Source organism: Streptomyces sp. ALI-76-A (assembly GCF_030287445.1).
Classification (GTDB): domain Bacteria; phylum Actinomycetota; class Actinomycetes; order Streptomycetales; family Streptomycetaceae; genus Streptomyces.
The window spans coordinates 274542-298757 of sequence record NZ_JASVWB010000004.1 but is presented as its reverse complement, the minus strand read 5'-3'; the positions used below and the strand labels follow the sequence as shown (position 1 = coordinate 298757).

Below are 24216 nucleotides of genomic sequence, written 5' to 3'. Positions count from 1 at the left end.
TCGACAGGCGCGGGGCTGGGAACGTCACACCAGGAGCCGCAGCGGCTTGCGCAGCAGCGCGCCGACCGTGCGCAGGTACTCGGCCGCCGGCGCTCCGTCCACCGCGCGGTGGTCGAAGGTGAGACTCAGAGTGAGCACCTGGGTGCGGCGCGGCTGGTCGTCCACCCACTCGACACCGTCCCTGAGCCTGCCCACGCCGAGAATGGCGACGTTGCCGGGGTTGATGACGGGGGTGAAGAAGTCGACGCCGTAGCCGCCCAGTGAGGTGACGGTGAACGTGCCTCCTTCCAGCAGCGCCGGGGAGATCCGGCCGGACCGGGCGTTGTCGGCCAACTCCCGCGACCTGAGGGCCATGCCGGGCAGTGACAGCTCCGCCGCGTCCTCGATCACGGGGACGAGCAGGCCGCCCGGTACCGCGACCGCGAACCCGAGATGGACGCCCTCGTACAGGTGGACGCCGTCCTCGAATACCCCCGCGTTGAGCAGCGGGTGTTCCCGCAGGCCCAGGGCGGCGGCCTTCATCAGGAAGTCGTTCAGGCTGGGCACCGGCAGGTCGTCGTCGGCCCACTCCCGCTTCAACTGCGTTCGCAGGGCCACGACGGCGTCCATCCGCACCTCGTAGCCGTGTGTGAGCTGGGCCATCTCCTGGAGGCTGGCGTGCATCCGGCGGGCGATGGTGCCGCGCATGCCGGTGAGCGGGATGACGTCCCCGGGCCGCGGTGCGGCATAGGCCTCGCGGGCCGTCGCCGGGGGCGGTGCCGACGCGGCCGCCGGAATGGCTGCGTCCAGGTCGGCCCGTCTGATCCGGCCGCCCGCGCCCGTGCCGCGGACGTCCGCGAGGTCGATGCCCCGCTCCTTCGCCTGGCGGCGGACCAGCGGGGAGACCGGGGTGACCGCGTCGGTCGGCAGGCTGACCGGCGGTTGCGGCGCGGGGACGAGGAGGTACTCCTCCACGTCCTCGGAGACGATCCGGCCGCCGGGCCCGGTGCCGCGCAGGGCTGTCAGGTCGACGCCGGAGTCCGCCGCCACCCGCCGGGCGTTCGGCGAGGTCAGGAGCCGGCCGCCGGAGCCGTCGAGCGCCGGTGAGCCGTTGCCCGGCACGGTGCCGTTGAGCGCTCCGGTGCCGTTGACCGCCGCCGCCACCTCCGAGGGGACGCCGCCGGCCGCGGACCCCGCGTCCGCGCCGGGCGACGCCGATTCGGCGGGCGTCGACGTGCCGCCCTGTCCCGGTGGCTGCTCGCCCTCCTCCAGCAGCCAGCCGATGAGCGCTCCGGCCGGAACGGTCGCCCCGGCCTCGACCACGGGGTGGAACAGTCCCTGGGCCTCCGCCTCGACGTCGACGTCGACCTTGTCGGTGGCCAGCCGCAGCAGCGCCTCGCCCTCCGCGACGAAGCCGCCGACGGGCACGAGCCACTCGTCGATCGTGCCTTCCTGCATGGTCAGGCCGATCTTCGGCAGCAGAACCTCGACCGCCACTACGTCACGACCTTTCGAGCAGACGCCGGCAGCCCCGCACGATGCGGGCCTGGTCGGGTACGTAGGCCTTCTCCAGGACCGGGGAGAACGGCACCGGGGAGAAGGGGGCGCCGACGCGCAGGACGGGCGCGTCCAGGTGGTCGAAGGCCGCGTCCTGGATCTGGGCGGCGATCTCCGCGCCGAGCCCGCCGAAGGTGACGGCCTCGTGCACCACGAGGACCCGGTTGGTGCGGCGCGCGGAGGCGATCATCGTGTCGGTGTCCAGGGGTTGCACGGTGCGCGGGTCGATCACCTCGACCTCGATGCCCTCGGCGGCCAGTTCCCCGGCCGCGGCCAGGGCCTCGCCCACCATGCGGCCCAGGGCGATGACGGTGACGTCGGAGCCCTGCCGCGCGGTGTGGGCCTGGCCGAGCGGGATGCCGTAGATGTGCTCGGGCACCTCGCTCTTGCTGCCGAGCAGGACCTTGTTGAGCATCACGACGACCGGGTTGTCGTCCCGGATCGCGGAGACGGTCAGGCCCTTGGCGGTGTACGCGTCGGACGGCATCACGACCTTGAGGCCGGGCACGTGGCAGAGCCAGGCCTCCAGGCTCTGACTGTGCTGCGCGGCGGCGCCCAGGCCCGCACCGGAGGCCGTGGTGATGGTGAGCGGCACCGACACGGAGCCGCCGAACATGTACTTCATCTTGGCGGCCTGGTTGACGATCTGGTCCAGGCAGACGCCGATGAAGTCCATGAACATCAGGTCGACGACGGGGCGCAGGCCCCGGGCGGCGGCGCCCACGCCCAGGCCGACGAGCGCGGCCTCGGAGATCGGGGTGTCGATCATGCGGCGGGGGCCGAACTCGTCGAGCAGGTTGTCGAACATCCGGAAGACACCGCCGTAGCCGGCGACGTCCTCGCCGGCGACGAAGACGTTCTCGTCCTCGCGCATGGCCTGCGCCAGACCCTCGTTGAAGGCCTTGACGTAGCTGAGCTCGCGGCCTGTGCCGTCCGCGGCGAGGGCCGGAGCTTCGGTGATGGTGGTCATGGCGGTCATCCCGAGTAGACGTTGAGGAGGAGGTCTGCGGTGTCGGGCAGCGGGCTGGCCTCGGCGTAGGCGATGGCCTCGGCGATCTCGTCGCGGGTGCGCTGCCAGGTGTCGTCCAGCTCGGCGCGGGTGGCGGTGCCGTCGGCGAGGGCACGGGCCTCCAGCAGGTCGATCGCGTCGCGGGCCTTCCACTCCTCGACCTCGGCGTCCGAGCGGTAGGGGTGGCGCAGCCCCTTGACGCCCTGGTGGTCGTAGTAGCGGTAGGTCTTGGCCTCGATGAACATGGGGCCCTCGCCGGCCCGGGCGTGCGCGACGGCCTCGACGGTGGCCTGGTGGACGGCGAGCGCGTCCATGCCGTCGACGATCACGCTGGGCATGCCGTAGGACGCGGCGCGGTCGGCGACATCGGTGATCAGCATGTGCTTCGACTGCGGGGTGAACTCGGCGTAGCCGTTGTTCTCGCAGACGAACAGGACCGACAGACGCAGGATGGCGGCCATGTTCGCGGCCTCGTGGAAGCTGCCGATGTTGGTGGCGCCGTCGCCGAAGAAGGTGACGGCGATGTTGTCCTCGCCCCGGTACTGGGCGGCGAAGGCGGCGCCGACGGCGATCGGGATGCCGGCGCCGACGATGCCGTTGGCGCCGAGCATGCCGAGGGTGACGTCGTTGATGTGCATGCTGCCGCCGCGGCCGAGGCAGGCGCCGGTCACCCGGCCGTACAGCTCCGAGTACATGTGGTTGAAGCTGACGCCCTTGGCCACGGCGTGGCCGTGTCCGCGGTGCGTGGAGGTGATCTGGTCGTCGTCACGCAGGGCCGCCATCACACCCGCGGCGACGGCCTCCTGACCGACGTAGAGATGCAGGAAGCCCGGCAGCTTGCCGGCCTCCATGAGCTTTCCCGCCTCTGTCTCGAACAGGCGGATGCGCACCATGCGCTCGTGCAGATCCCTGATGACCTGCGCGGATGTCTGGTTCGCGGCCGGATCGGCCGACTTCTTCGATGCCCTCTGAGCCATCGTCCGCCCCTTCGCCCCGAGCGAGGTGTGTCACGCGATCGGACTTTGTTGTGCCGGTCTACAGTAACCAGCTGAGGGCACCTTACTGAAGAGGTTCTCTAATTACTACGGCCCGGACGGACCCGGCTCCCGAACGTCTGCGCGCCCGTCGACCAGCTCCAGCGCGTTGCCCTCCGGATCCGCCCAGAAACTGATCCGGCGGCCACGCGCCCGGACGACGACCGGGTCCGACAGCGGCCGGGCGCCCCCGGCCACCAGAGCCGCCACGACCGGGTCCAGGTCGTCCGGGTGGAAGGTGAGACAGGACAGGCCCCGGCGCGCGGTCAGCGGCAGTACCGGTTCGGTGGGCGCCGGGGCGGACCGGGGCCGGATCAGCTTCACCCGCCCCCCCCGCCGGCACCTGGAGCCAGACGACGAGGAGTTCGTCACCGAGTCCGGCCGGCAGGGCGACCGACATCGGCACCCGGGAGCGGTGCACCTCGAAGCAGCCGAGCACCTCCCGGCAGAAGCGCTCCATCAACCCCAGGTCACGCACGACGACACCCGCCTCGAACGGCTCGGTCATACGCGCCCCCACCTCGGACATCCGGCCGGCCCTGTCGTCGTCCATCGCACCACCTCTCCGCCGAGCGTGCGGCCATCACACTCCCGCAACTGGAGCCGGTCAATAGAAAGATCGGCCGATCACACGACCTTTTTGTCCCGGGCGAAGGTGATGTGACCTGGGGGCCACCGAGCCGCCACTTCCGCACTTTCTATTGACAGACAACACTTACCCCTGTTGTCGTGTGGCTCACAGCCCAGCTGCCATATCAGAGGCCCTTCCCGAACTCGCGGCTGGAAGGATTGTGAGGACATCGTGGTCCAGACCAGTTCCCCGGAGACCCGGGGGGCCGACGCCGAGCGTCACGTTCCCCCGGCGCCGGCATACTCCTCGTGGATCAGCCAGGACCGGTCGACCGACGCCGCGTCCGTGGCGATGCGGCGGGAAGCCGCCGAACTCGTCGAGCGCGTGATGGAGCACTACCGCGGCAACACGACGCACGAGGCGGACGGCCAGTGGACGGAACCCGTCGCCCACTACTCCGACGCCGACCGCTGGCAGCGGGAGATGGACGCGGTCCACCGCACCGTTCCCCTGCCGCTCGCCATGTCGGCCGAGCTGCCCGGGCCGAACACCTACAAGGCGCTGGACGTCCTCGGTGTCCCGGTCCTGATCACCCGCGACCGGCAGGGCGTCGTCCACGCGATGATCAACGCCTGCCGCCACCGCGGGGCCAAGATCATCGAGCCCGGCTGCGGGGTGTCGAAGCGGCTCACCTGCCCGTACCACTCCTGGTCGTACGACCTGGCGGGCGAGTTGCGGGGCGTGTACGCCGAGCAGACCTTCGGCGACGTGTCACGCGCGGGACGCAGCCTGCTGCGGCTCCCGGCCGGGGAACGCGCCGGCATCGTCTTCGTCTCGCTGGACCCGGCGGCCGAGCCCGACCTGGACGAGTGGCTCGGTGACCTCCAGCCGCTCCTCGAGGGGATGCGTCTCGGGGACTGCCACCACTACTCGACCAAGGAGCTGACCAGCCCCAACTGGAAGGTCACGCTCGACGGCTATCTGGAGACGTACCACTTCGCCTCGCTGCACCCGAAGACGGTGTTCGAGACGAACCTCTCCAACATGATGGCCCACGACACCTGGGGCCCTCACCAGCGCCTCTCAGCGGCCCTGCGCCCCATCGCGCAGGCGGTCGAGCTGCCTCCGGACCAGCGCGACCCCGGCGAGTGCGTCGGAGCCATCTACTGGCTCTACCCCGGTCTCGCGATAGCCGGCGGCTGGCGCAACAAGATCGCCGTCTCCCTGGTCCTCCCCCGGACGGCCACCGAGTCGGTCACCCAGCAGATCATCCTGCTGCGCGATCCGGCGGTCACCGACGAGGAGCGGCACGCCGCCGACACGTTCGGCGAGTGGTTCCACGAGGTGGTCCGCGACGAGGACTACGCGACCACCTACGGAGTCCAGCAGGGGCTTGCGGCCCTGAACGGGACCGACTTCGTCTTCGGACGCAACGAGCCCGGACTCCAGCACTTCCACCGCACCGTTCACGCACACCTGGACCACGCGGCGAGAGCCGCCAGGTGACCAACCCACAAGACGCGCAGGAGAACAACATGGTGGCTACGGGCAGCCTCGACGGACGTGTCGCGGTGATCACGGGCAGCACACGCAGCATCGGACGGGCCATCGCCGAGTCCTTCCTGGCCCAGGGCGCCACGGTGGTCATCAGCGGCCGTTCCGAGCTCAAGGGCAAGCAGGCCCTGGAGGAGATCGGTGCCGGGGACCGGGCGGTCTTCCACCCCTGCGACGCCAACAGCCAGGAGGACATCGAGGCCCTCGCGGACTTCGCCGCGGAGCGCTTCGGCCGGCTCGACATCTGGGTCAACAACGTCGGCGGCACCTCGGGCTTCGCCCCCGTCCACCAGCTCAGCGACGAGGCCTGGCACAACGCTCTCAACCTGAACCTCAACGCCTACTTCTACGGCACCCGCCGGGCGCTGCCGAAGATGCTGGAGGGCGGCTGGGGCCGCATCATCAACATCTCCTCGGTCGAGGGCAAGCAGGCCAACAAGCCGGCCATCAGCCACTACATCACCAACAAGCACGCCATCCACGGCCTGACCAAGGCGACCGCCTTCGAGTACGGCACCCAGGGCATCACCTGCAACGCCATCTGCCCCGGCGCCGTCGACACCGACCTGATGCGGGAGGCCGGTCCGGCCGCGGCCGAGGCCGAGGGCATCTCGTACGAGGTGTGGCTGGGCCGTTTCGCCGAGCACGCCGCCACCAAGCAGATCACCACCGTGGAGCAGATCGCGGCGGTCGCCACGCTGCTGGCGAGCGACAACGGCGCGGGTATCACGGGCACGCTGATCAGCGTGGACGGCGGAACGGCGCAGTGGTAGCCGATGGCGGACGCGAGCACGGAGAGCGGGAGAGCCTCGGCATGAAGAGCTGGATCACCGACTGGCGGCGCAGCGAGCGGCTGCCGCACTACACCCGCGCCAACGCGGGCGAGACCCTGCCCGAGCCGGCCAGCCCGCTGGGCTGGTCCCTGGTGTGGGGACGCGGTCTGCACGGCTGGCGCAACGGCTTCGTCGGCTTCGGCATCTACCGCGAGGAGGAGGTGACCGGCCCCCGGCCGCCCTTCGTCGGGATGTTCGGCGGTTACTTCTACCTCAACCTCTCCCACATGCGACTGTTCGGCATCCGCATGGGGCAGACCGCCGACCAGATCGACACGGCCTTCGTCGGCCAGCGCTCGGACACCCCGGTGTACGTGGCGCATCCGCAGGACCAGGACGGGGAACTGACGGCCAAGGCCGGGGCGACGGTCCAGCGCATGCTGGGCCAGAGCAACTTCCCCGAGGCCGACGCCGACCGGGAGCGGCTGCGCCGCGTCCGCCGCGAGCGGCCGGACCTGGCCCGGCTGTCCGACACGGAACTGGTGGCACACGCCCGCTCACTGCTGGACGACGTGGAGATCACCTTCCAGCGCCATGTCGAGTCGTCGCTGCCCGCGTCCGTCGGACCGGCGATCCTCGGCCCGCTGTGCGCGAGCCTGGACCGCCCCGGCGCCATGCTGGACCTGATCGCCGGACTCGGTGACGTCGACTCCGCCTCCCCCTCGACCGGGCTGTGGGCGCTGTCCCGGCAGGTGGTGGCCTCGGCCGAGCTGACCGCGCTGTTCGCCCAGGGACCGGCCGCGGTGCAGCGGGCGCTCGACGGGGCGAGCGGGGACGTGAAGGCGTTCCGGGACTCCTTCGAGGAGTTCCTGGCGGCCTCCGGCGACCGCGGCCCCAACGAGTGGGACATCCACGCGCTGTCCTGGGAGGCCTCGCCCGTCCAGGCGCTGGCCCTGGTCGACCGGATCCGGCACAGTCCCGACGACGACTCCCCCGCCGAGCGCCACCGCCGGCTCACGGAGCGCCGTACGCAGATCGCGGCGGAGATCCGGGCCGCGCTCCCGGAGGACGTACGGCCGATGTTCGACGCCGGCATGCACGCCTCGCAGGTGTGGATCCCGGCCCGCGAGCGCACCAAGGCCAACTGCGTGTCCGTCATCAACGAGATCCGGATGACGGTACGGGAGCTGGGCCGCCGTGGGGTCGAGGCGGGACGCTTCGCCGCGCCCGAGGACGTGATGATGCTGCTGGACACCGAGCTGGACGACTATGTCGCCGCCCCGGACTCCTTCGGCCCCGTCATCGCCCAGCGGCTCGTGGAGTACGCCGGCCTGCGGGAACTGGAGCCGCCGTTCTTCATCGCGGCGGACGCGCAGACCGAGATCGACACCTGGCCGCGGCGCCGCGAGGAAGGAATCGCGGCCGCCCGGGAGAGCGACGTGCTGACCGGGGTCGGCGGCAGCCAGGGCACGTACACCGGCAGGGTGCGGGTGGTCTCCGACCCGGCCTCGTGCGAGGCGCTGGAACCGGGCGAGGTCCTGGTGGCACCGATCACGGACGCCGCCTGGACCCCGCTGTTCCTGGTCGCCGGAGCGGCCGTCGTGGATGTGGGCGCGCTCAACAGCCACGCCGTCGTGGTCTGCCGCGAGCTGGGCATCCCGGCCGTCATCTCCGTCGAAGGCGGTACGCAACGGCTGCGGGACGGCATGGTGATCACGGTCGACGGCACCAAGGGCACGGTCACCGTGGACAGCGTCCCGGCGGCACTCGCCATCTGAACGGCCCGCGGGCCCGTCGTTCCTTCCTGACAGAGGGCGACGGGCCCACGGGCATGAGCAGGGAGAGGATCACCGTGGCAGAGGACAACGAGGCGGACAACGCGGCGGAAGCGGAGCAGATCATCGTCGCCGGCTGGATGGACTACGAGCCGGCGGACCGCGACACGATGCTGGGCCACCTCGTCGAGGTCGGGAAGCGGACCCGTGCGGAGGAGCCCGGCTGTCTGGACTACGCCATGGCCGCGGACCCGTCCGACGAGCGCAGGATCCGGGTGTACGAGCGATGGATCTCCCAGCAGGCCCTGGACGAGCACTTCGGCACGGCGCACATCAAGGACTTCCGCGCGGCCACGTCAGGGCTGTCCCGGGTGGGGGTCTCCCTGGAGACCTTCGGCGTCACGGCGGCGCGGTCCCTGCGCTAGCCACCCCCGCACATTCATCTTCAAAGGGCTGAAACACGCTTACTCATGAACATAGTTCTAATATCTACATGAGAGCGGCGGCTTCCCGAACGGCGAGCGAACCGGACGGCAGCCGACCACGGTCCGACGAGGGAAGTGATCCGCATGGGATTTGTGGGGGATTCCATCGGTCCCTCACGTGCCCGTGAGCGGTTCCTGGAGGGCGGACCGGTCGAGGGAGGCGTGCGGGACCTGATCCTGAGTTCCTGGCAGCGCTCCGTGCTGCTCGGGCTCTCCCCGGACCAGTCCGAGCTGCCCTTCCGCGAGGACGTCGATCTGGACAGCCGGCTCGTGCACGCGGCCGGGCCGGTGCTCGACTGGCTGCAGTCCAGGTTCGCGGGCCGTCGCATGAACGTGGCTCTGGCCGACGCGAGCGGGACGGTGCTGCGGCGCCGCTTCGGCGAGGCGTCCATGGCCAGGCAACTCGCCCCCATCCAGAGCGTTCCGGGGTTCGTGTTCGCCGAGGAGGTCGCCGGAACCAACGGCATCGGCATCGCGCTCGCGGAACGGCGGCTGTGCCAGGTCTACGGAGCCGAGCACTTCGCGGAGCGCTCACAGGCGAACGCCTGCTCGGCGATCCCCGTGCGTGATCTGCTCAGCGGAGATGTCGAGGGCATCCTCTCCCTCGGGTGTCCGCACACCGACGTGGATCCCGCGATGGACACCGTGATACGCGAGGCGGCAGGCGCCATCGAGCGGCGACTCCTGGCGGACAACTCGGCGCGGGAGCGCGGGCTGCTGAGCGCGTATCTCGACGCCAGGCGCCGGTTGCGGGCCGGTGCGGCGGACGGGGACGGGCACCTGCTCCCGGTGGACGAGCTGGTCCGCAGCGGCCTCGACCGGCGTGATCGGACGGTCCTCACGGAGAAGGCCGCCGAGTTGATCGCCTCGGCCCAGCGGGCCGGCGTCGAGGTGACCCTCTCGGACGGCCGGCGGGTCGTTCTGCTGAGCCATGTCGTGACAAGCGCCTCCGGTGTGGCAGGCGTCGCCGTCGAGGCGGTCCTCACCGACACCTCACCGGGGCAGCGGCCCGCACCCGCGCACCCGCGTGCGCGGCTCGGTCACGCGGCACACGCAGGCCCCGCGGCAGGGGAAGGCCCCCCGGCACGGGAAGCCGTCGCACCCGCCGTCCTGCCGGCCGGACGCCCGGCCCATGTCGCCGCGCCGGCACCGGCCCACCCCGCGGCCGGGGTACCGGCGCGGCCCACGACCGCCCGCACGGCCGAGCCGGCCACCGCGCCCGGCGGCGCCGACGGCCTCACCGGCGGACGGCTGGTGCTGCTGGGCGAACCGGGCGTGGGCATGCACGCCGTCGCGGCACGGCGGCGCCTGGAGCTGCTGTCCGAGGCCAGCGCCCGCATCGGTACCACCCTGGACGTGCCCCGCACCGCCCACGAACTCGCCGACATGGCCGTGCCGCGCCTGGCCGACTTCGTCACCATCGACCTTTCCGAGGCCGTGCTGCGCGGCGAGGAGTCCGCCGATCCCCGTACCGACCTGCACCGCCTGGTGATCCACGGCATCCGCGACGACGGCCCCTTCCAGGCGCTCGGCGAGCGGATCGGCCTGCGTCCCGGCACTCCCCGGCTCCGTTGCCTGACCGACGAACAGGCAGTGCTGGAACCCGATCTGAGGGCCGCCGCCGACCGGTTCTCGCAGGACCCGGAGCACACCGGAGGCCTTCTCGCGTACGGGCTGCGCTCTCTCATCACCGCCCCGCTGCTCGCCCGCGGCGTCGTCCTGGGCATCGTCAGCTTCTACCGCACGCGCGAGCGCGCCCCCTTCGGGGACGACGACCGTTCGCTGGCCCAGGAACTCGCCACGCGCGCCGCGGTCTGCATCGACAACGCCCGCCGCTACACCCGCGAACACACCATGGTCCTGGCCCTGCAACGCAGTCTGCTTCCGCAGCGCCTGCCCGAGCAGGACGCCGTCGAGGTCGCCCATCGCTATCTGCCCGCCGAGTCCGGAGTGGGCGGCGACTGGTTCGACGTCATCCCCCTGTCCGGCACCCGCGTCGCCCTCGTCGTCGGCGACGTCGTCGGCCACGGCCTGCACGCCGCCGTCACCATGGGCCGGCTGCGTATCGCCGCACGCAACTTCGCCGAGCTGGACCTGGCGCCCGACGAGGTCCTCACCCAGCTCGACAACCTCGTCGCCCGCCTCGACCGGGACGAGGGCGGCGAGGAACCGGGCACCGAAGGCATCGGCATCATCGGCGCCACCTGCCTGTACGCCATCTACGACCCGACCTCGCAGCTGTGCACCCTGGCACGCGCCGGCCACCCCCCGCCCGCCCTGGTCCACCCCGACGGCACGGTGACGTTTCCCGGCCTGCCGGCCGGACCGCCCCTCGGACTGGGCGGCCTGCCCTTCGAGACGGCCGAGATCCACGTCCCCGAAGGCAGTCGGCTCGTCCTCTACACCGACGGACTCATCGAAGACCGCCACCGCGACATCGACACGGCCCTCGACCAGCTGCGGGACGCCCTCGCCCGGTCGGGACCCTCGCCCGAGGACACCTGCCGGGCGGTGGTGGACGCCGTGGTGCCCGACCACCCCGCCGACGACATCGCGCTGCTCGTCGCCCGTACCCAGACCCTGGCGCACGGCCGGATCGCCACCTGGGACCTGCCCGCGGACCCGGCCCGTGTCTCCGGCGTACGCGCCGACGTCACCCGCCGGCTCACCGAGTGGGGGCTCGACGAGGCCGTGTTCTCCGCCGAGCTGCTGCTCAGCGAGCTGGTCACCAACGCCATCCGCCACGCCGGCGGCCCCCTTCGGGTACGCGTGATCCATGGCCGCACCCTGATCTTCGAGGTCTCCGACACCAGCAGCACCGCTCCCCGGCTGCGGCACGCGGCCGCCACCGACGAGGGTGGTCGCGGCCTGTTCCTCGTCGCCCGGCTCGCTCAGGCCTGGGGGACCCGCTACACCGACGGCGGCAAGGTCATCTGGGCCGAGTGCGCTCTGGATGTCCCTACGACGATGCCGTCCGTCACCGGGATAGATTGGGATGATATTCCCGACATCGGATAGACGAGCCGATCCGTACGGTCGGGAAGGAACGCGGTAGCCGACCCCCCGGAGAGAGTCTGTGCACGACGCTCCCGACGCCCCGACAAGCCGATCCGTGGGCCGCGGCCAGGACCCTCTGGTCCGGATCCGGGGTCTCGGCAAGCGATTCGGCGGTACTCGCGCGCTGGCCGAGGTCGACCTCGACGTCCGGCGCGGTACCGTCCTCGCCCTTCTGGGCCCCAACGGCGCCGGGAAATCCACCCTCATCAAGGTGCTCGCCGGTGTCCATCGCGCCGACGAGGGCGAGGTGACCGTGGCCGGCCACCCGCTCGGCACCGCCGCGGCCTCGCGGCACATGGCCTTCATCCACCAGGACCTCGGTCTCGTCGAGTGGATGACGGTCGCCGAGAACATCGCCCTGGGCACCGGCTACCCGCGCCGCCGGGGGCTGATCTCCTGGCGGACGGCGCGCGAGCGCTGCGTGGAGGCCCTGGAGATCGTCGCCGGACATCTCGCGCCCGAGGCCCGCATCGCCGACCTGACCCGCGCCGAACGTTCGCTGGTCGCCATCGCGCGGGCCCTGTCGACCCGGGCGGAACTCCTCGTGCTCGACGAGCCGACCGCCAGCCTCCCCGCGGCCGACTGTGCCCGCGTCTTCCGCGTCCTGCGCGAGCTGTGCGACCGCGGTCACGGCATCGTCCACGTCAGCCACCGGATCGACGAGGTGTACCAGGTCGCCGACTCCTTCGCCGTCCTGCGCGACGGCCGGATCATCAGCCGGGGCCGGCTCGCCGGCCACAGCCCGGCTCGTCTGGTGCGGGACATCGTGGGCCGCGACCCGGCTCGCCGGCCACCCGCCGCCGCCCTTCCCGGCACCGAGGCGCCCGCCGTCCTGCGCCTCGACGGCGTACGGACCGAGAACGCCGGCCCGGTCGGCCTCCGGCTGCGCCCCGGCGAGATCCTGGGCATGGTGGGCCTCATCGGCGCCGGACACATGGACCTGGGCAGGGCGCTGGCCGGGGTCCGGCCCCTCACGGGCGGGCGCGTGCTGCTGGACGGGCGGCCCTACCGTCCGCGTACGGTCGCCGCCGCCGTCGGTGCCGGGGTCGGCCTGGTGACCAGCAACCGGCTGGAGGAGGGGTGCGCCGCCGAACTGACCGTACGGGAGAACCTGCTGGCCAACCCGCACGCCGACGCCACGCCGGGGCCGCGCTGGATCAGCCCCCGGCGCGAGCGCGCCAAGGCCATGGCCCTCGTCGAACGCTTCCGGGTGCGCCCCCACGACAGCGAGACACCGATCGCCGTCCTGTCCGGCGGCAACCAGCAGAAGGTCATGCTCGGCCGGTGGCTCCACAGCAAGCGCCGGCTGCTGATCCTCGAGGAGCCGACAGCCGGCGTGGACGTGGGCGCCAAGGCGGAGATCTACCGCCTGCTGGACGAGGAACTGGCCGCCGGGCTCGCCGTCCTGCTCATCTCCACCGATTTCGAGGAGGTCGCGAACGTGTGCCACCGCGCCCTGGTGTTCGTCCGAGGGACCGTGGCGGCCGAGCTGACCGGCGAAGCCCTCACCGTCACCCGGCTCACCCGCACCGCGTCCGCCGTACCGCCCCTCACCGGAACGGAGACGGACGGATGAGCGCGGAACCGACGGGCGACGGGACGAGCCGGCCGACGTCGACGTCACCGGCTCCCCGCTCACGGCCGCGGCGCTCCCCCGGACACTTCATCGGCGCGTACGGACTGCTCGCACTCGCCGTCCTGCTCTTCCTCGTCTTCTCCCTGACCCTGCCCGACACCTTCCCCACGCTCGACAACGTCTCCTCGATCCTGTCCAACCAGTCGGTCCCCGCGATCCTCGCGCTCGGCGCGATGGTCCCCATCGTCACGGGCCGGTTCGACCTGTCCATCGGCTACGGTCTCGGCCTGGCACACGTCATGGTGCTCCAGCTGATCGTCAGCGAGGGCTGGTCCTGGCCGCTCGCCTGCGCGGTGGTGATCATCGGCGGAGCGGTCGTCGGGGTCCTCAACGGCGTGGTCGTCGAGTTCGCCCGGATCGACTCCTTCATCGCCACCCTCGGCACCGGCAGCGTGCTGTACGCCGTCACCGGCTGGATCACCGGCGGCACCCGCATCGTCTCCGGACCGAACGGGCTGCCGCCCGCCTTCACCGACCTCCACGACTCCACGTTCCTCGGTCTGCCGGTGCCCGCGTTCTACGTCCTCGGGCTGGTCGTCCTGCTCTGGCTGCTGCTGGAGCGCCTCCCGCTGGGCCGCTACCTCTACGTCATCGGTTCGAACCCCCGCGCCGCCGACCTGGTCGGCATCCCCACGCGCCGCTACAGCGTCTACGCCTTCGCCCTGTCCGGCCTGATCGTCGGCTTCGCCGGCGTCCTGCTCGCCGCGCAGCAGCAGATCGGCAACCCCAGCGTCGGCCTCGACTACCTCCTGCCTGCCTTCGTCGGGGCCCTGCTCGGCTCCACCGCGATCAGGCCCGGCCGCCCCAACGCGCTGGGCACCCTCGTGGCGGTCGCCGTCCTCGCCATCGGGCTCGCCGGCATCGGCCAGCTCGGCGCGCAGTTCTGGGTCACCCCGCTGTTCAACGGCGCCACCCTGCTGCTCGCCGTCGGCTTCGCCGGGTACTCCGCCCGCCGTCGGCTGCGCTCCGGCGCCACCGCGCACCGTCGGGGCAGCAAGGTGGCGGGCACCTCCCAGGAGGCCCAGGACGTCCCGTAGCCCGTGGCCCGCTCGCGCTCCGCGTCCGCCCCCGGCCTGCGGAGGCGTCCGCCCGTCGTCGTCACCGCGTCCGCCCGTCGTCGTCACCCCCAGCCGTCATCACCACAGCAAGGAGCACCCGTGATCCCGTACCGCAGGACCGCCGCGGCCCTCGCGGCCCTGACCACGGTCGTCGTCACCGTCGTCGGGTGTGAGCGAGGCTCGTCCACCGGCCCGGGAAACCCCACCGAGGGAGGCACGGCGGGCTGCCCGGCGGCCCTCGCCGAGGCGAGGTCCGCCGTCCGGCGGGCCGAGAAGGTGGACGTGTCGTGGAACGGGCCCACCACCGGCCCCGCGGCCCGGCCGGACAGAACGATCGTCTACGTCGCACAGACCATGACCAACCCCGGAGTCGCCGGTGTCGCCGACGGGCTGCGGGAGGCCGCGAAGGTGATCGGCTGGAACGTCCGGGTCATCGACGGGCAGGGCACACCCGCCGGCATCCAGGCGGCCCTCAGCCAGGCGGTCGGCGTCCGGCCCTCCGGCATCGTCCTCGGCGGCTTCGACCCCAACGCGACGTCGGCCCAGGTCGCGCGAGCCGACGCGGCGGGCATCCCGCTGATCGGCTGGCACGCGGTCGGCTCCCCCGGACCGAGCAGGCAACCCAAGCTCTTCACCAACGTCACGACCCAGGTCGAGGACGTGGCGCGGATCAGCGCGGACTGGATCATCGCGCACTCGGGCGGCCGGGCGGGGGTCGTCGTCTTCACCGACGCCTCGATCCCCTTCGCCAGGAACAAGTCCCAGTTGATCGAGGAACACCTGGCCACCTGCCCCGACGTGCGTCTGCTGGCGTCCGAGAACATCCCCATCCCGGACGCGAGCAGCCGCACCCCCCAGGCGGTCTCCTCGCTCATCTCCCGCTACGGCAACAGGTGGACGTACTCCGTGGCCATCAACGACCTCTACTTCGCCGACGCGGCGCCCGCGCTGCGCGAGGCCGGCCGCAAGGGCTCCGGTCCCCCCTTCAACATCGGCGCCGGAGACGGCGACCCGTCGGCCTTCCAGCGCATCGACAGCCGGCGGTTCCAGGCCGCCACCGTCCCGGAACCGCTCGCCGAACAGGGCTGGCAGATCGTCGACGAGTTCAACCGCGCCTTCGCCGGCGAGCCCGCCAGCGGGTACGTCGCCCCGGTCCACATCGCCACGGCGGCCAACAGCCGCGGAGCGACGACCTGGGACCCGCCCGGCTACCGCGAGGCGTACCGGAGGATCTGGGGCAGGTGACAGCCGTCGGCCACGCGTCGTGCGTGACCGGATCCCGCGTCGGCCGTCGCCCTCTGCCGCTAGGGGGTGTACGGATCGTCCGCCAGCCGGACCAGCATCTTGCCGACGTTGCCGCCGGCCAGCAGGGCCAGCAGGGCGCCCGGCGCACTGTCGAGGCCGTCCGTCACCGTCTCGCGGGCGGTGATCCGGCCGGAGCGGAGCCAGTCGGCCACGCGGCGCTCGAACTCCGGGCGCAGGTCCTCGTGGTCGCGGACGATGAAGCCGCGCAGGGTCAGCCGCTTGAGGACCGCCTGGATCAGCTGGTTGATGTCGGCGGACCGCCGCTCGGCGCCGAACTGAGACATCATGCCGCACAGCGCGATCCGGCCGCCTGTCCGCAACGCGTGCAGCGCGGCGGCGAGTTGCTCTCCGCCGACGTTGTCGAAGTAGACGTCGACCCCGTCGGGCGCCAGCCGGGCCAGGGCGTCGCGCACCGGCTCGGCGCGGTAGTCCGCGGCGGCGTCGTAGCCGAACTCCTTGACCAGCAGGGCGCACTTGTCGGGGCCTCCGGCGGTTCCGACGACGCGCTCCGCGCCCAGCAGCCGGGCGAACTGTCCGGCGGCGGTGCCCACGGCCCCGGCCGCCGCCGACACCAGGACGGTGTCGCCGGGCCGCACCTGGGCGACCCTGGCGAGTCCGACGTAGGCGGTGAAGCCGGTCTGTCCGAGCAGCCCCAGCCAGGTGGGCAGCGGGGCGAGTCGCGGGTCGACGCGGCCCGCGGCGTCGGTGTCGGCCGGGTCGAGGACGGCCCGCTCCCGCCAGCCGAGCTGGTGGCGTACGAAGGTGCCCGGCGGCACGGAGGGACAGCGGCTCTCCTCGACGACGCCGAGGGCCCGGCCGTCCAGGGGCGATCCGGGCGTGAAGTTGTGCGTGTAGTGCTTCTCGGTGCTCTCCAGCCGCCCGCGCATCGACGGGTCGACGCTCATGTAGAGGTTGCGGACGAGCAGCTGTCCCTCGTCCAGGGACGGGAGCGGGCGCTCCTCGACGGCGAAGTCCGCCAGGGCCGGCTCCCCCTCGGGCCGGCGCACCAGGCAGACCACCCGGGTGGTGCGGGGCGGCACCGGCTCACGCCTCCGGCGGCCGGGTGCCGCGCCGCTGGGCGAGGCGGCCCACCCAGCCGGCCATCTGGAGGTCGGCGTGGCGCAGTTCCCCGGACTGCCAGCGGGCCTGGAAGTCGAAGATGCCCTGGGCCCCGCTCCGGGGGTCGGTCACCTCCACCAGCCCGTCCTCGGTGAGCCGGTACACGTGCCCGGTCAGCGGATGAGTCACTTGCTTGGCGCTCACGGTCACTCCTGCGGTCTGCGGCGTACGCCGCGCTTGGTCACGGTCACCGGGCCCTCGACCCGGAGTCGGCAGGCGAGCCGGGTCAGGCCGTCCACCGGCTTGCGCAGGGCCTCGATGCCCTCGCGCTCCAGCGGGCCCACGGGCGAGCAGTTCTCGGCGCCCTCCTCGACCGCCACGAAGCAGGTGCGGCAGGTGGCCTTGCCGCCGCAGACGGTGGGCCAGCGGTAACCGAGCCGCTGGGCGGCGCTGAACAGGTCCTCGCCGTCCCGTACCTCCAGCTCGACGCCTGAGGGCCGGACCGCGACCCGGTGGGTCACGGTCACTTCCCCATCCACTGGTCGAGCGTCCGGTTGAAGTGGCGGATGCGGCTCTCCTGGTAGTCGGCCAGGGTGATGCCGGGCTTGCGCATCGTCTTCAGCCCCTGCTGGACGTACGGGAGGTTCTCGCAGTCCTGGTCGAAGACCGGCCCGAGCACTCCGAGTTCGGGGATGTCGGCGAAGAGCATGTCCTCCGGCACCCAGCGGATCTTGACCGGGGGCGGCATCTCGCCGGGCTGCTTCGGCGCCGACATGAAGATGATCTCGGCGGTGCAGGAGTCGGGGTCGAGGCCGTTCGGCTTGAACCGGTAGATGATGTTGGACTTGGCGCCGCCCCACGGGTTGAAGTTGGGGAACAGCAGGTAGTTGATGGCGTCCAGCAGTTCGGTGTCGGCGGTCTGCGAGAAGTCCTGCTGCGAGGTGGCCGCCAGCTGGGCGCGCATCCGCTCGGCGAGGACCTGGCGAGCGGTGCCGCCGGGCGGGATCGCGGGCATCTCGTCGCCCTCCTGGATCACCAGGTCACGGCCCTGGGCGGCCGCGTAGAAGGCACGCGAGTCGTAGAACGTCTCCAGGACGTCCTCCTGCGTGACCGAGTCGGCGACGTGGGGACTGGGAGCGCCCTGGATGTTGATCATGCGGTTCCAGTGGGGCTGGTCCGCCATGACGTCGTACTGGGAGTTGGCGTCGGCGAGCCAGGGCAGCATCTGCGGGTGCGTGGCGATCACGTGGAAGGACTCGATGAACGCGTCCTGGGCGATCTTCCAGTTGCACGGCAGCACCTTGGCGATGTGCAGCGACTTGTAGCGGTCCTGCAACGGCCAGATGTAGTACTCGTCGAAGGTGCCGCGGTAGCTGTCGAAGGACTCCGCGTACGGGTCCATGGTGATGAAGACGAAGCCGCGCCAGGTGGCCACCTTGGCCTCGGGAAGCGCGAACTTCTCCGGGGTGACGTGGGGGAAGTCCCAGACGCAGGGCGGAGTCTGCATCGTGCCGTCGAGGTTCCAGGCGAAGCCGTGGAAGGGGCAGCGGAACTCGCCGACGTTGCCGCCGCCGGTGCGCAGTTTGCGGCCGCGGTGCAGGCACGCGTTGACGTACGCGCGGATCTCGTCCGGCGCCGTGCGCACGATGATCAGGGAGTCGTCGCCGATCTCGTAGATCTCGTGGTCGCCGACCTCGGGGATCTCGCTCTCCAGGCAGGCGAACTGCCAGGCGCGGCGCCACACCTGCCGCATCTCGCGCTCGGCCCATTCGCGGGACGTGAAGCGGGCCGTGTCGATGTCCTCGCTGCCGAGGTAGTCGTTGTTGACGTACCTCAGGGCGGGGGGAACCGGCCGGCTGTCCCGGTCGAGGTAGTCCTGGACGCTGGGCCCGGGGCACCGCGCCGTGCCCGACTCCGACGGTTCGTCCATCTTCGCTCCCTCAGCCAGAAACTTTAGAGTGAGTGTAGTTAGCAGTGGCGGTCAGGAGCAATACTCGCGACTCCATCAGGGCACCGAAGGGCCTGGATATCCGGCAGTCGACAGGGCCCACCTTGAATTAGTTGCGATTGCCCCCTCCCCAAGCCGGACAGCGCGTGCCACACTCCGTCGCACCCGAGGCTGTAGGACCTCACAAGTTTCTCCTTGTCCGGGACAGTGTCTTCCGTGTCCTCGGCGTCTTGGCCACAGCGCCGCCCGCCTTCCGGGGGCGGCCCGCGTCGTACCCCACGACGGCGATCCATCCAGCCCTTTCGATCAGCTCATGCGTGCCGTCCCGGAACGGGCGGCACAGGATCCGCCTGTACGGAGCCGGCCATCGCGGACGCGGGAGCGCCGCGGGCCGCGGCAGCGCAGGCGCCACACCACGGGAGTACTCAAAGATGAGTTCCAGACCCGGCCGCGCGGTCCATCGCGCGTTCACCGCGATCGCCTCCGTCGCCGCCCTGCTCGCCCTGGCGGCGTGCGGCAGCGCCACGACCCCGGCCGCCGACTCCGCCAAGGCGACGGCTGCGGACTCGCCCGGCCTGGCCGCCGCCCGCAAGGCCCTGGCGAAGTACTCGGAGCGGCCCGGAAAGATCCCCGTCACCCAGCCGGTGGGCAAGCCCATCCCCGCGGGCAAGACGATCGACTTCATCCTGTGCGGCGTGCAGTCGTGCAAGGACCTGGCCGACTTCTTCACCGAGGGGGCCAACCAGCTCGGCTGGACGGTCCAGCAGATCCCCACGCAGGGCACGCCGGAGTCCGTCCAGTCCGCCTACGAGCAGGCACTGCGCGACAAGCCGGACGCCGTCGTCGCCTCCGGATTCCCGCGCGCGGTCTACGCCAAGCAGCTGGCGAAGCTGAAGGAGGCCGGCATCCCGGTCATCCAGTCGAACGCCGACGACGTGGTGGGCGACGGCATCGCGCTGCTGAAGAACGGGCCGAAGGACGTCGCCGTCCAGGGCGAGATGCTCGCCTCGTGGGTGGTGGCCGACAGTGACGCGCAGGCGAACACCGTCTACTTCGACCTGCCCGCGTACACCATCCTCAAGCCCGTCAAGGACATGTTCGCCACCAAGTACAAGGAATGGTGCGAGGGCTGTGCCCTGGACAACGTCGACGTGCCGATCACCGCGATCGGCAAGGACATGGCCGACCGCGTGGTGTCGTACGTCCGCTCGCACCCGAAGGTGACGCACATCGTCTTCGGCCTGGGCCTGCTCAACGTGGGCGTCCCGTCCGCGCTGAAGACGGCCGGCATCGCCGACAAGCACATCGCCGTCAACGTCGGTGACGCCCAGAACTACCAGTACATCCAGAACGACCTCAGCCACGGCGCGATGGCGCTGAACTCGCACGAGACCGCCTGGACCCAGGTCGACGCGCTGGCGCGCCACTTCACCGGCCAGTCGATGGAGGTGGACCAGAAGGCGGTGCTGCCCAACATGCTGATCACCAAGGACAACCTGACCGTCACGATCGGCGACTTCCCGCTCGTCGAGGACTACCAGGCGCAGTTCAAGGCGCTCTGGGGCCTGAACTGACCGACCCGGCCCCCGCCGCCGGCCACCGGCCGGCGGCGGCGCCCCTGACGGATGGAGCAGCGGTGCACGCTGACACACCGACGGAGACCACGAAGCCGGCGCGGACCGCACCAGGAACGGCCTGGACCGAGGGCAGCGGCCGGCCCGTGCTGCGGGTGTCCGGGCTGTCGAAGCGATTCGGCGGAACCCAGGCGCTCGAGGACGTCGACCTCGACATCGCCCACGGCGAGATCCACGCGCTGATCGGGCCCAACGGCTCCGGCAAGTCCACTCTCATCAAGATCCTCGCCGGCTACCACCACGCCGAGCCCGGAGCGGTCGCCGAACTCGACGGCGAGCCGTTCGGCCTGGGCCAGGTCACCGGCTCGCGGCACGACCGGCTCCGCTTCGTCCACCAGGAGCTGGGGCTGGTCGGCGAACTGAGCGCCACGGACAATCTCGCGCTCAGTCACGGCTTCGCCCGTACCGCCCTCGGCAACATCCGCTGGCCGGAGATGGAGCGCCGGACGGCGGCCCTGGTCGAGCGGTTCGGCCTCGGCGTCGACGTACGCCGTCCCCTGTCGACGGCCACCCCGGTCCAGCGCGCGGTGGTGGCCATCGCCGCCGCGCTCCAGGGCTGGGAGGGCCGCCGCGGCGTCCTCGTCCTCGACGAGCCGACGGCCGTGCTGCCGCCCGGCGAGGTGGCCCGGCTCTTCGACATCGTGCGGGAGGTCCGCGACGCCGGAGCCAGCGTCCTGTACGTCTCGCACCGCATGGACGAGATCTTCGCGCTGGCCGACCGGGTCACCGTGATCCGCGGCGGACGCCGGATCGCCACCCGCCGGGTCGCCGAACTCACTCCCCGGTCGCTGGCCGAGCTGATGGCCGGCGAGGAGATGGAGACGACGTACCGTCCGCGGCTGCCGTCCTCGCCCGACAGGGCGGTCCTGGAGGTCCGCGACCTGTGGGCGGGCCCGCTGCGCGGCATCGGCTTCGACCTGGCCCGCGGCGAACGGCTGGGCATCACCGGCCTGGTGGGCTCCGGCCATGAGGTGGTGCCCTACGCCGTGTGCGGGGCCCACACCGGACCGGTGCGCGGCCGGATCCGCCTTCCGGAGCGCGCCCGGCGCTGGCTCGACGCGAAGGACGCCCGTGGTCTGGGCATTCCGCTGGTCCCCGCGGACCGGGCCGCCGAGGGCGTGATCGGTGACTTCTCCGTCGGGGAGAACCTCACCCTGCCCCTGCTCGACCGGCTTCGCGCACGAGCGGGACAGCTGCACCGGCGCCGCGTGTCCGCGCTCGCCGAGCAGTGGATCCGGCGGGTGGACGTACGCACGGCCGGACGCGACGCCCGGATCACCACACTGAGCGGCGGCAACCAGCAGAAGGTCGTCATGGCCCGCTGCCTGGCCCAGCAGCCACCGGTGCTGGTGCTGTGCGAACCCACGGCGGGCGTCGACATCGCGACCCGCCTCCAGCTCTACGACCTGATCGAGCGTCAGGCCGACGACGGCATGGGCGTGATCGTGTCCTCCTCGGACACGGAGGACCTGCTCGCCCTGTGCACCCGCGTCCTGGTGGTGCGGGACGGCCGGATCGTCCGGGAGATCAGCGGCCCGGACATCACCGAACCGGCGCTGGTCCACGCCATGGAGGGAACCGAGTCGACCATGGAAAGAAGCGAGTGACATGACAACCACCCCCACCCGGGCCGCCGGGCTCCGCCCGAGCGGACCGGACCTGCCGGTGCCCGCGGTGTCCCGCACCGGCGTCCTGGGCCGACGGGCGCTGACCGCCCTGTCGTTCCGCAACATCGGCGCCGTCCACGTGTGGCTGCTGATCGCCGTGCTCTTCTCCGTGTGGGTTCCGGACACGTTCCCGACCGTCACCACGGTCAAGCAGGTCCTGAACGGCAACGCCGTGGCCGGGCTGGTCGCGCTCAGCGTCGTCCTTCCGCTGGCCGCCCGTGTCTTCGACCTGTCGGTCGCCTTCACCATGTCGCTCACGAGTGTGCTGACCGCGTACTTCCTGGTCACCACGGGCCTCGGCCCCGGCACCGCGATCGCCCTTTCCATGACCGCCGCCCTGTGCGTCGGAGTGGTCAACGGCATCGTCGTGGTGGTGCTGCGGGTCGACTCGTTCATCGCGACCCTGGCCACCGGCGCCCTGATCCAGTCCCTGATCACCATGGTCACCAACGACAGCTCCATCACCGGCGTCGAGCTGCTGGCCAAGCCGTTCTCCGGCATCGCGCAACTGGACGCGGGCGGCATCACGCTTCCCGTGCTGTACCTGCTGCTCGCCGCGACGGCCATCTGGTTCCTGCTGGAACACACGGCCACCGGACGCCGGCTGTACGCGACCGGCTTCAACGCGGACGCGGCCCGCCTGCAAGGGGTACGCACCGACCGGTTGCGCTTCCTGACCCTGGTGGCGTCCGCGCTGCTCTCCGGTCTCGCCGGAGTCGTCTTCGCGTCCTCGGTGGGATCGGGATCGCCGAGCGCGGGCACGCCGTATCTGCTGTCCGCCTACGCGGCGGCCTTCGTCGGGGCGACACAGCTGCGCGCGGGCCGCTTCAACGCCTGGGGCACGGTGATCGCGGTGCTGCTGCTCGGCACCGGCATCACGGGCCTCGGGCTGGCCACCAGCGCGCAGTGGGCGGCGAGTCTGTTCACCGGCTCGGTCCTCATCGTGGCGCTCGTCCTCACCGGCGGCCGGATCGCCCTGCCGACGGTACTGCGCCGCCGCAAGGCACCGCCGGCCGCCGACGCCGCCGAAGGACCCGGCGCGGACGGGGAGGTCGCCCGATGAAGGCGGTCCAGTACCGGACGGTGGGCGGCGCGCCCGAGGTCGTCGAGGTGCCCGTACCCGAGCCGGGCCCCGGCCAGGTGCTGCTGAAGGTGACGGCCGCGGGGCTGTGCCACTCCGACCTGGCGGTCATGAGCTGGCCCGAGGAACAGTTCCCCTACGCGTTGCCGATGACGCTCGGGCACGAGGGCGTCGGGACCGTCGCCGCTCTGGGCGTCGGGGTCGCCGGGGTGGCGGAGGGCGACGAGGTGGCGGTCTACGGCCCGTGGGGCTGTGGCCGCTGCCGCATGTGCGCCGAGGGCCGGGAGAACTGCTGCCCGCACGCCGCGGGGCTCGGCATCATGCCGCCCGGGCTCGGCTCTCCGGGCGCTCTCGCCGAGTACCTGGTGGTGGACTCACCGCGCCATCTGGTGCCGCTGAACGGCCTGGACCCGGTCCAGGCCGCACCGCTCACCGACGCCGGCCTGACGCCGTACCACGCGATCCGCGCCCTGCTGCCCAAGCTCGTGCCGGGCAGTACGGCGGTGGTGATCGGTGTCGGCGGCCTCGGCCATATCGCGGTCCAGCTGCTGCGCGCCCTGTCGCCGACCCGGGTGGTCGCGCTCGACGTGAGCAAGGAGAAGCTGGAACTCGCGCGTGCCGTGGGCGCCCACGAGACGCTCCGGTCCGACGACGGGGCGGCGGCGCGGGTGCGGGAGCTGACCGGCGGGGTGGGGGCGGAGGTGGTGCTGGACTTCGTGGGGGCCGGGGCGACCCTCGCGGTGGCGGCGGCGTCGGTGGCGGTCGCCGGGGACGTGACCGTCGTCGGGATCGGCGGGGGCACGCTGGCGGTGGGGTTCGGCGGGGGGCTGCCGTTCGAGGTGTCCGCGTCGGCCCCCTACTGGGGCAGCCGTCCCGAACTCATCGAGGTCGTCGACCTCGCACGGCAGGGCCTCGTCTCCTCCCACGTCGAGACCTTCCCGATCGAGGATGCCCCGCTGGCCTACGAGCGCCTGCACGCGGGCGACATCAACGGCCGTGCGGTGGTGCTGCCGCACGGGTGAACGGGGGCGCGG

The 24216-nt window shown here is 71.8% G+C and carries 20 protein-coding genes; 12 read left to right on the top strand and 8 right to left on the bottom strand.

Going from position 1 to position 24216, the window contains the following annotated elements; translation table 11 throughout:
- Positions 1-24: 24 nt before the first annotated feature.
- From QQS16_RS37880 to QQS16_RS37865, 4 genes are all read right to left on the bottom strand, one after another.
- A complete protein-coding gene (locus tag QQS16_RS37880; protein ID WP_286067094.1) occupies positions 25-1476 on the bottom strand; it encodes a dihydrolipoamide acetyltransferase family protein in 1452 nt (483 codons plus the stop codon).
- A gap of 4 nt (positions 1477-1480) precedes the next feature.
- Positions 1481-2506 carry an alpha-ketoacid dehydrogenase subunit beta gene (locus tag QQS16_RS37875; RefSeq protein WP_286067092.1) on the bottom strand — a complete coding sequence of 342 codons (1026 nt, stop codon included), beginning with the start codon at positions 2504-2506 and terminating at the stop codon, positions 1481-1483.
- Between the two features lie 5 nt (positions 2507-2511).
- A complete protein-coding gene (locus QQS16_RS37870; protein ID WP_286067090.1) occupies positions 2512-3522 on the bottom strand; it encodes a thiamine pyrophosphate-dependent dehydrogenase E1 component subunit alpha in 1011 nt (336 codons plus the stop codon).
- 105 nt (positions 3523-3627) lie between these two features.
- Positions 3628-3903 carry a VOC family protein gene (locus tag QQS16_RS37865; RefSeq protein WP_286067089.1) on the bottom strand — a complete coding sequence of 92 codons (276 nt, stop codon included), beginning with the start codon at positions 3901-3903 and terminating at the stop codon, positions 3628-3630.
- Positions 3904-4381: 478 nt separating this feature from the next.
- On the opposite strand from QQS16_RS37865, the gene QQS16_RS37860 reads away from it, so the two are divergent.
- The 8 genes from QQS16_RS37860 to QQS16_RS37825 all read left to right on the top strand — a co-directional run bounded on the left by QQS16_RS37860 (position 4382) and on the right by QQS16_RS37825 (position 15733).
- Positions 4382-5656: an aromatic ring-hydroxylating oxygenase subunit alpha gene (locus tag QQS16_RS37860; protein ID WP_286067088.1), complete on the top strand. Its 1275-nt coding sequence runs from the start codon at positions 4382-4384 to the stop codon at positions 5654-5656.
- Complete coding sequence (locus QQS16_RS37855) at positions 5653-6477, top strand: SDR family NAD(P)-dependent oxidoreductase (RefSeq protein WP_286067087.1); 825 nt, start codon at positions 5653-5655, stop codon at positions 6475-6477. The genes QQS16_RS37860 and QQS16_RS37855 overlap by 4 nt, the downstream gene beginning before the upstream one ends.
- A 41-nt stretch (positions 6478-6518) precedes the next feature.
- The gene (locus QQS16_RS37850; protein ID WP_286067086.1) at positions 6519-8255 is read left to right on the top strand and encodes a PEP-utilizing enzyme; all 1737 of its coding nucleotides are present in this window, start codon (positions 6519-6521) and stop codon (positions 8253-8255) included.
- Between the two features lie 74 nt (positions 8256-8329).
- Positions 8330-8677, top strand: a complete 348-nt coding sequence (locus tag QQS16_RS37845; protein WP_286067085.1) for a putative quinol monooxygenase — start codon at positions 8330-8332, stop codon at positions 8675-8677.
- A gap of 144 nt (positions 8678-8821) precedes the next feature.
- Positions 8822-11755 (top strand): SpoIIE family protein phosphatase, encoded by a 2934-nt coding sequence (locus tag QQS16_RS37840; RefSeq protein ID WP_286067083.1) that lies wholly within the window; start codon positions 8822-8824, stop codon positions 11753-11755.
- 58 nt (positions 11756-11813) lie between these two features.
- Positions 11814-13370, top strand: a complete 1557-nt coding sequence (locus QQS16_RS37835) for a sugar ABC transporter ATP-binding protein (RefSeq protein WP_502963957.1) — start codon at positions 11814-11816, stop codon at positions 13368-13370.
- Positions 13367-14467, top strand: coding sequence for an ABC transporter permease (locus tag QQS16_RS37830; RefSeq protein WP_286067080.1), 1101 nt, complete (start codon positions 13367-13369; stop codon positions 14465-14467). The genes QQS16_RS37835 and QQS16_RS37830 overlap by 4 nt, the downstream gene beginning before the upstream one ends.
- A gap of 123 nt (positions 14468-14590) precedes the next feature.
- A complete protein-coding gene (locus tag QQS16_RS37825) occupies positions 14591-15733 on the top strand; it encodes a substrate-binding domain-containing protein (protein WP_502963988.1) in 1143 nt (380 codons plus the stop codon).
- Positions 15734-15792: 59 nt separating this feature from the next.
- Here the strand turns inward: QQS16_RS37825 and QQS16_RS37820 are convergent, their stop codons facing one another.
- From QQS16_RS37820 to QQS16_RS37805, 4 genes are read right to left on the bottom strand one after another with little or no spacing between them, the layout of a single operon-like run.
- Entirely contained in the window at positions 15793-16833 is a 1041-nt protein-coding gene (locus tag QQS16_RS37820; protein WP_286067077.1) for an NADP-dependent oxidoreductase, read from the bottom strand.
- A 4-nt stretch (positions 16834-16837) separates the two neighbouring features.
- Positions 16838-17056: a transposase gene (locus QQS16_RS37815; RefSeq protein ID WP_286067075.1), complete on the bottom strand. Its 219-nt coding sequence runs from the start codon at positions 17054-17056 to the stop codon at positions 16838-16840.
- A gap of 2 nt (positions 17057-17058) precedes the next feature.
- Positions 17059-17379: a 2Fe-2S iron-sulfur cluster-binding protein gene (locus QQS16_RS37810; protein WP_286067074.1), complete on the bottom strand. Its 321-nt coding sequence runs from the start codon at positions 17377-17379 to the stop codon at positions 17059-17061.
- Positions 17376-18782, bottom strand: a complete 1407-nt coding sequence (locus tag QQS16_RS37805; RefSeq protein ID WP_286067073.1) for an aromatic ring-hydroxylating oxygenase subunit alpha — start codon at positions 18780-18782, stop codon at positions 17376-17378. Before QQS16_RS37805 ends, QQS16_RS37810 begins: the two co-directional genes overlap by 4 nt.
- A 449-nt stretch (positions 18783-19231) precedes the next feature.
- Here QQS16_RS37805 and QQS16_RS37800 point away from each other — a divergent pair, with 449 nt between their 5' ends.
- From QQS16_RS37800 to QQS16_RS37785, 4 genes are all read left to right on the top strand, one after another.
- On the top strand, positions 19232-20374 hold the full coding sequence (locus QQS16_RS37800; RefSeq protein WP_286067072.1) for a substrate-binding domain-containing protein: 1143 nt from the start codon (positions 19232-19234) through the stop codon (positions 20372-20374).
- Positions 20375-20436: 62 nt separating this feature from the next.
- Positions 20437-22041 (top strand): sugar ABC transporter ATP-binding protein, encoded by a 1605-nt coding sequence (locus tag QQS16_RS37795; RefSeq protein WP_286067071.1) that lies wholly within the window; start codon positions 20437-20439, stop codon positions 22039-22041.
- Position 22042: 1 nt separating this feature from the next.
- Positions 22043-23164, top strand: a complete 1122-nt coding sequence (locus QQS16_RS37790) for an ABC transporter permease (RefSeq protein ID WP_286067070.1) — start codon at positions 22043-22045, stop codon at positions 23162-23164.
- Positions 23161-24204, top strand: coding sequence for an NAD(P)-dependent alcohol dehydrogenase (locus QQS16_RS37785; RefSeq protein ID WP_286067069.1), 1044 nt, complete (start codon positions 23161-23163; stop codon positions 24202-24204). The genes QQS16_RS37790 and QQS16_RS37785 overlap by 4 nt, the downstream gene beginning before the upstream one ends.
- Positions 24205-24216: the final 12 nt, after the last annotated feature.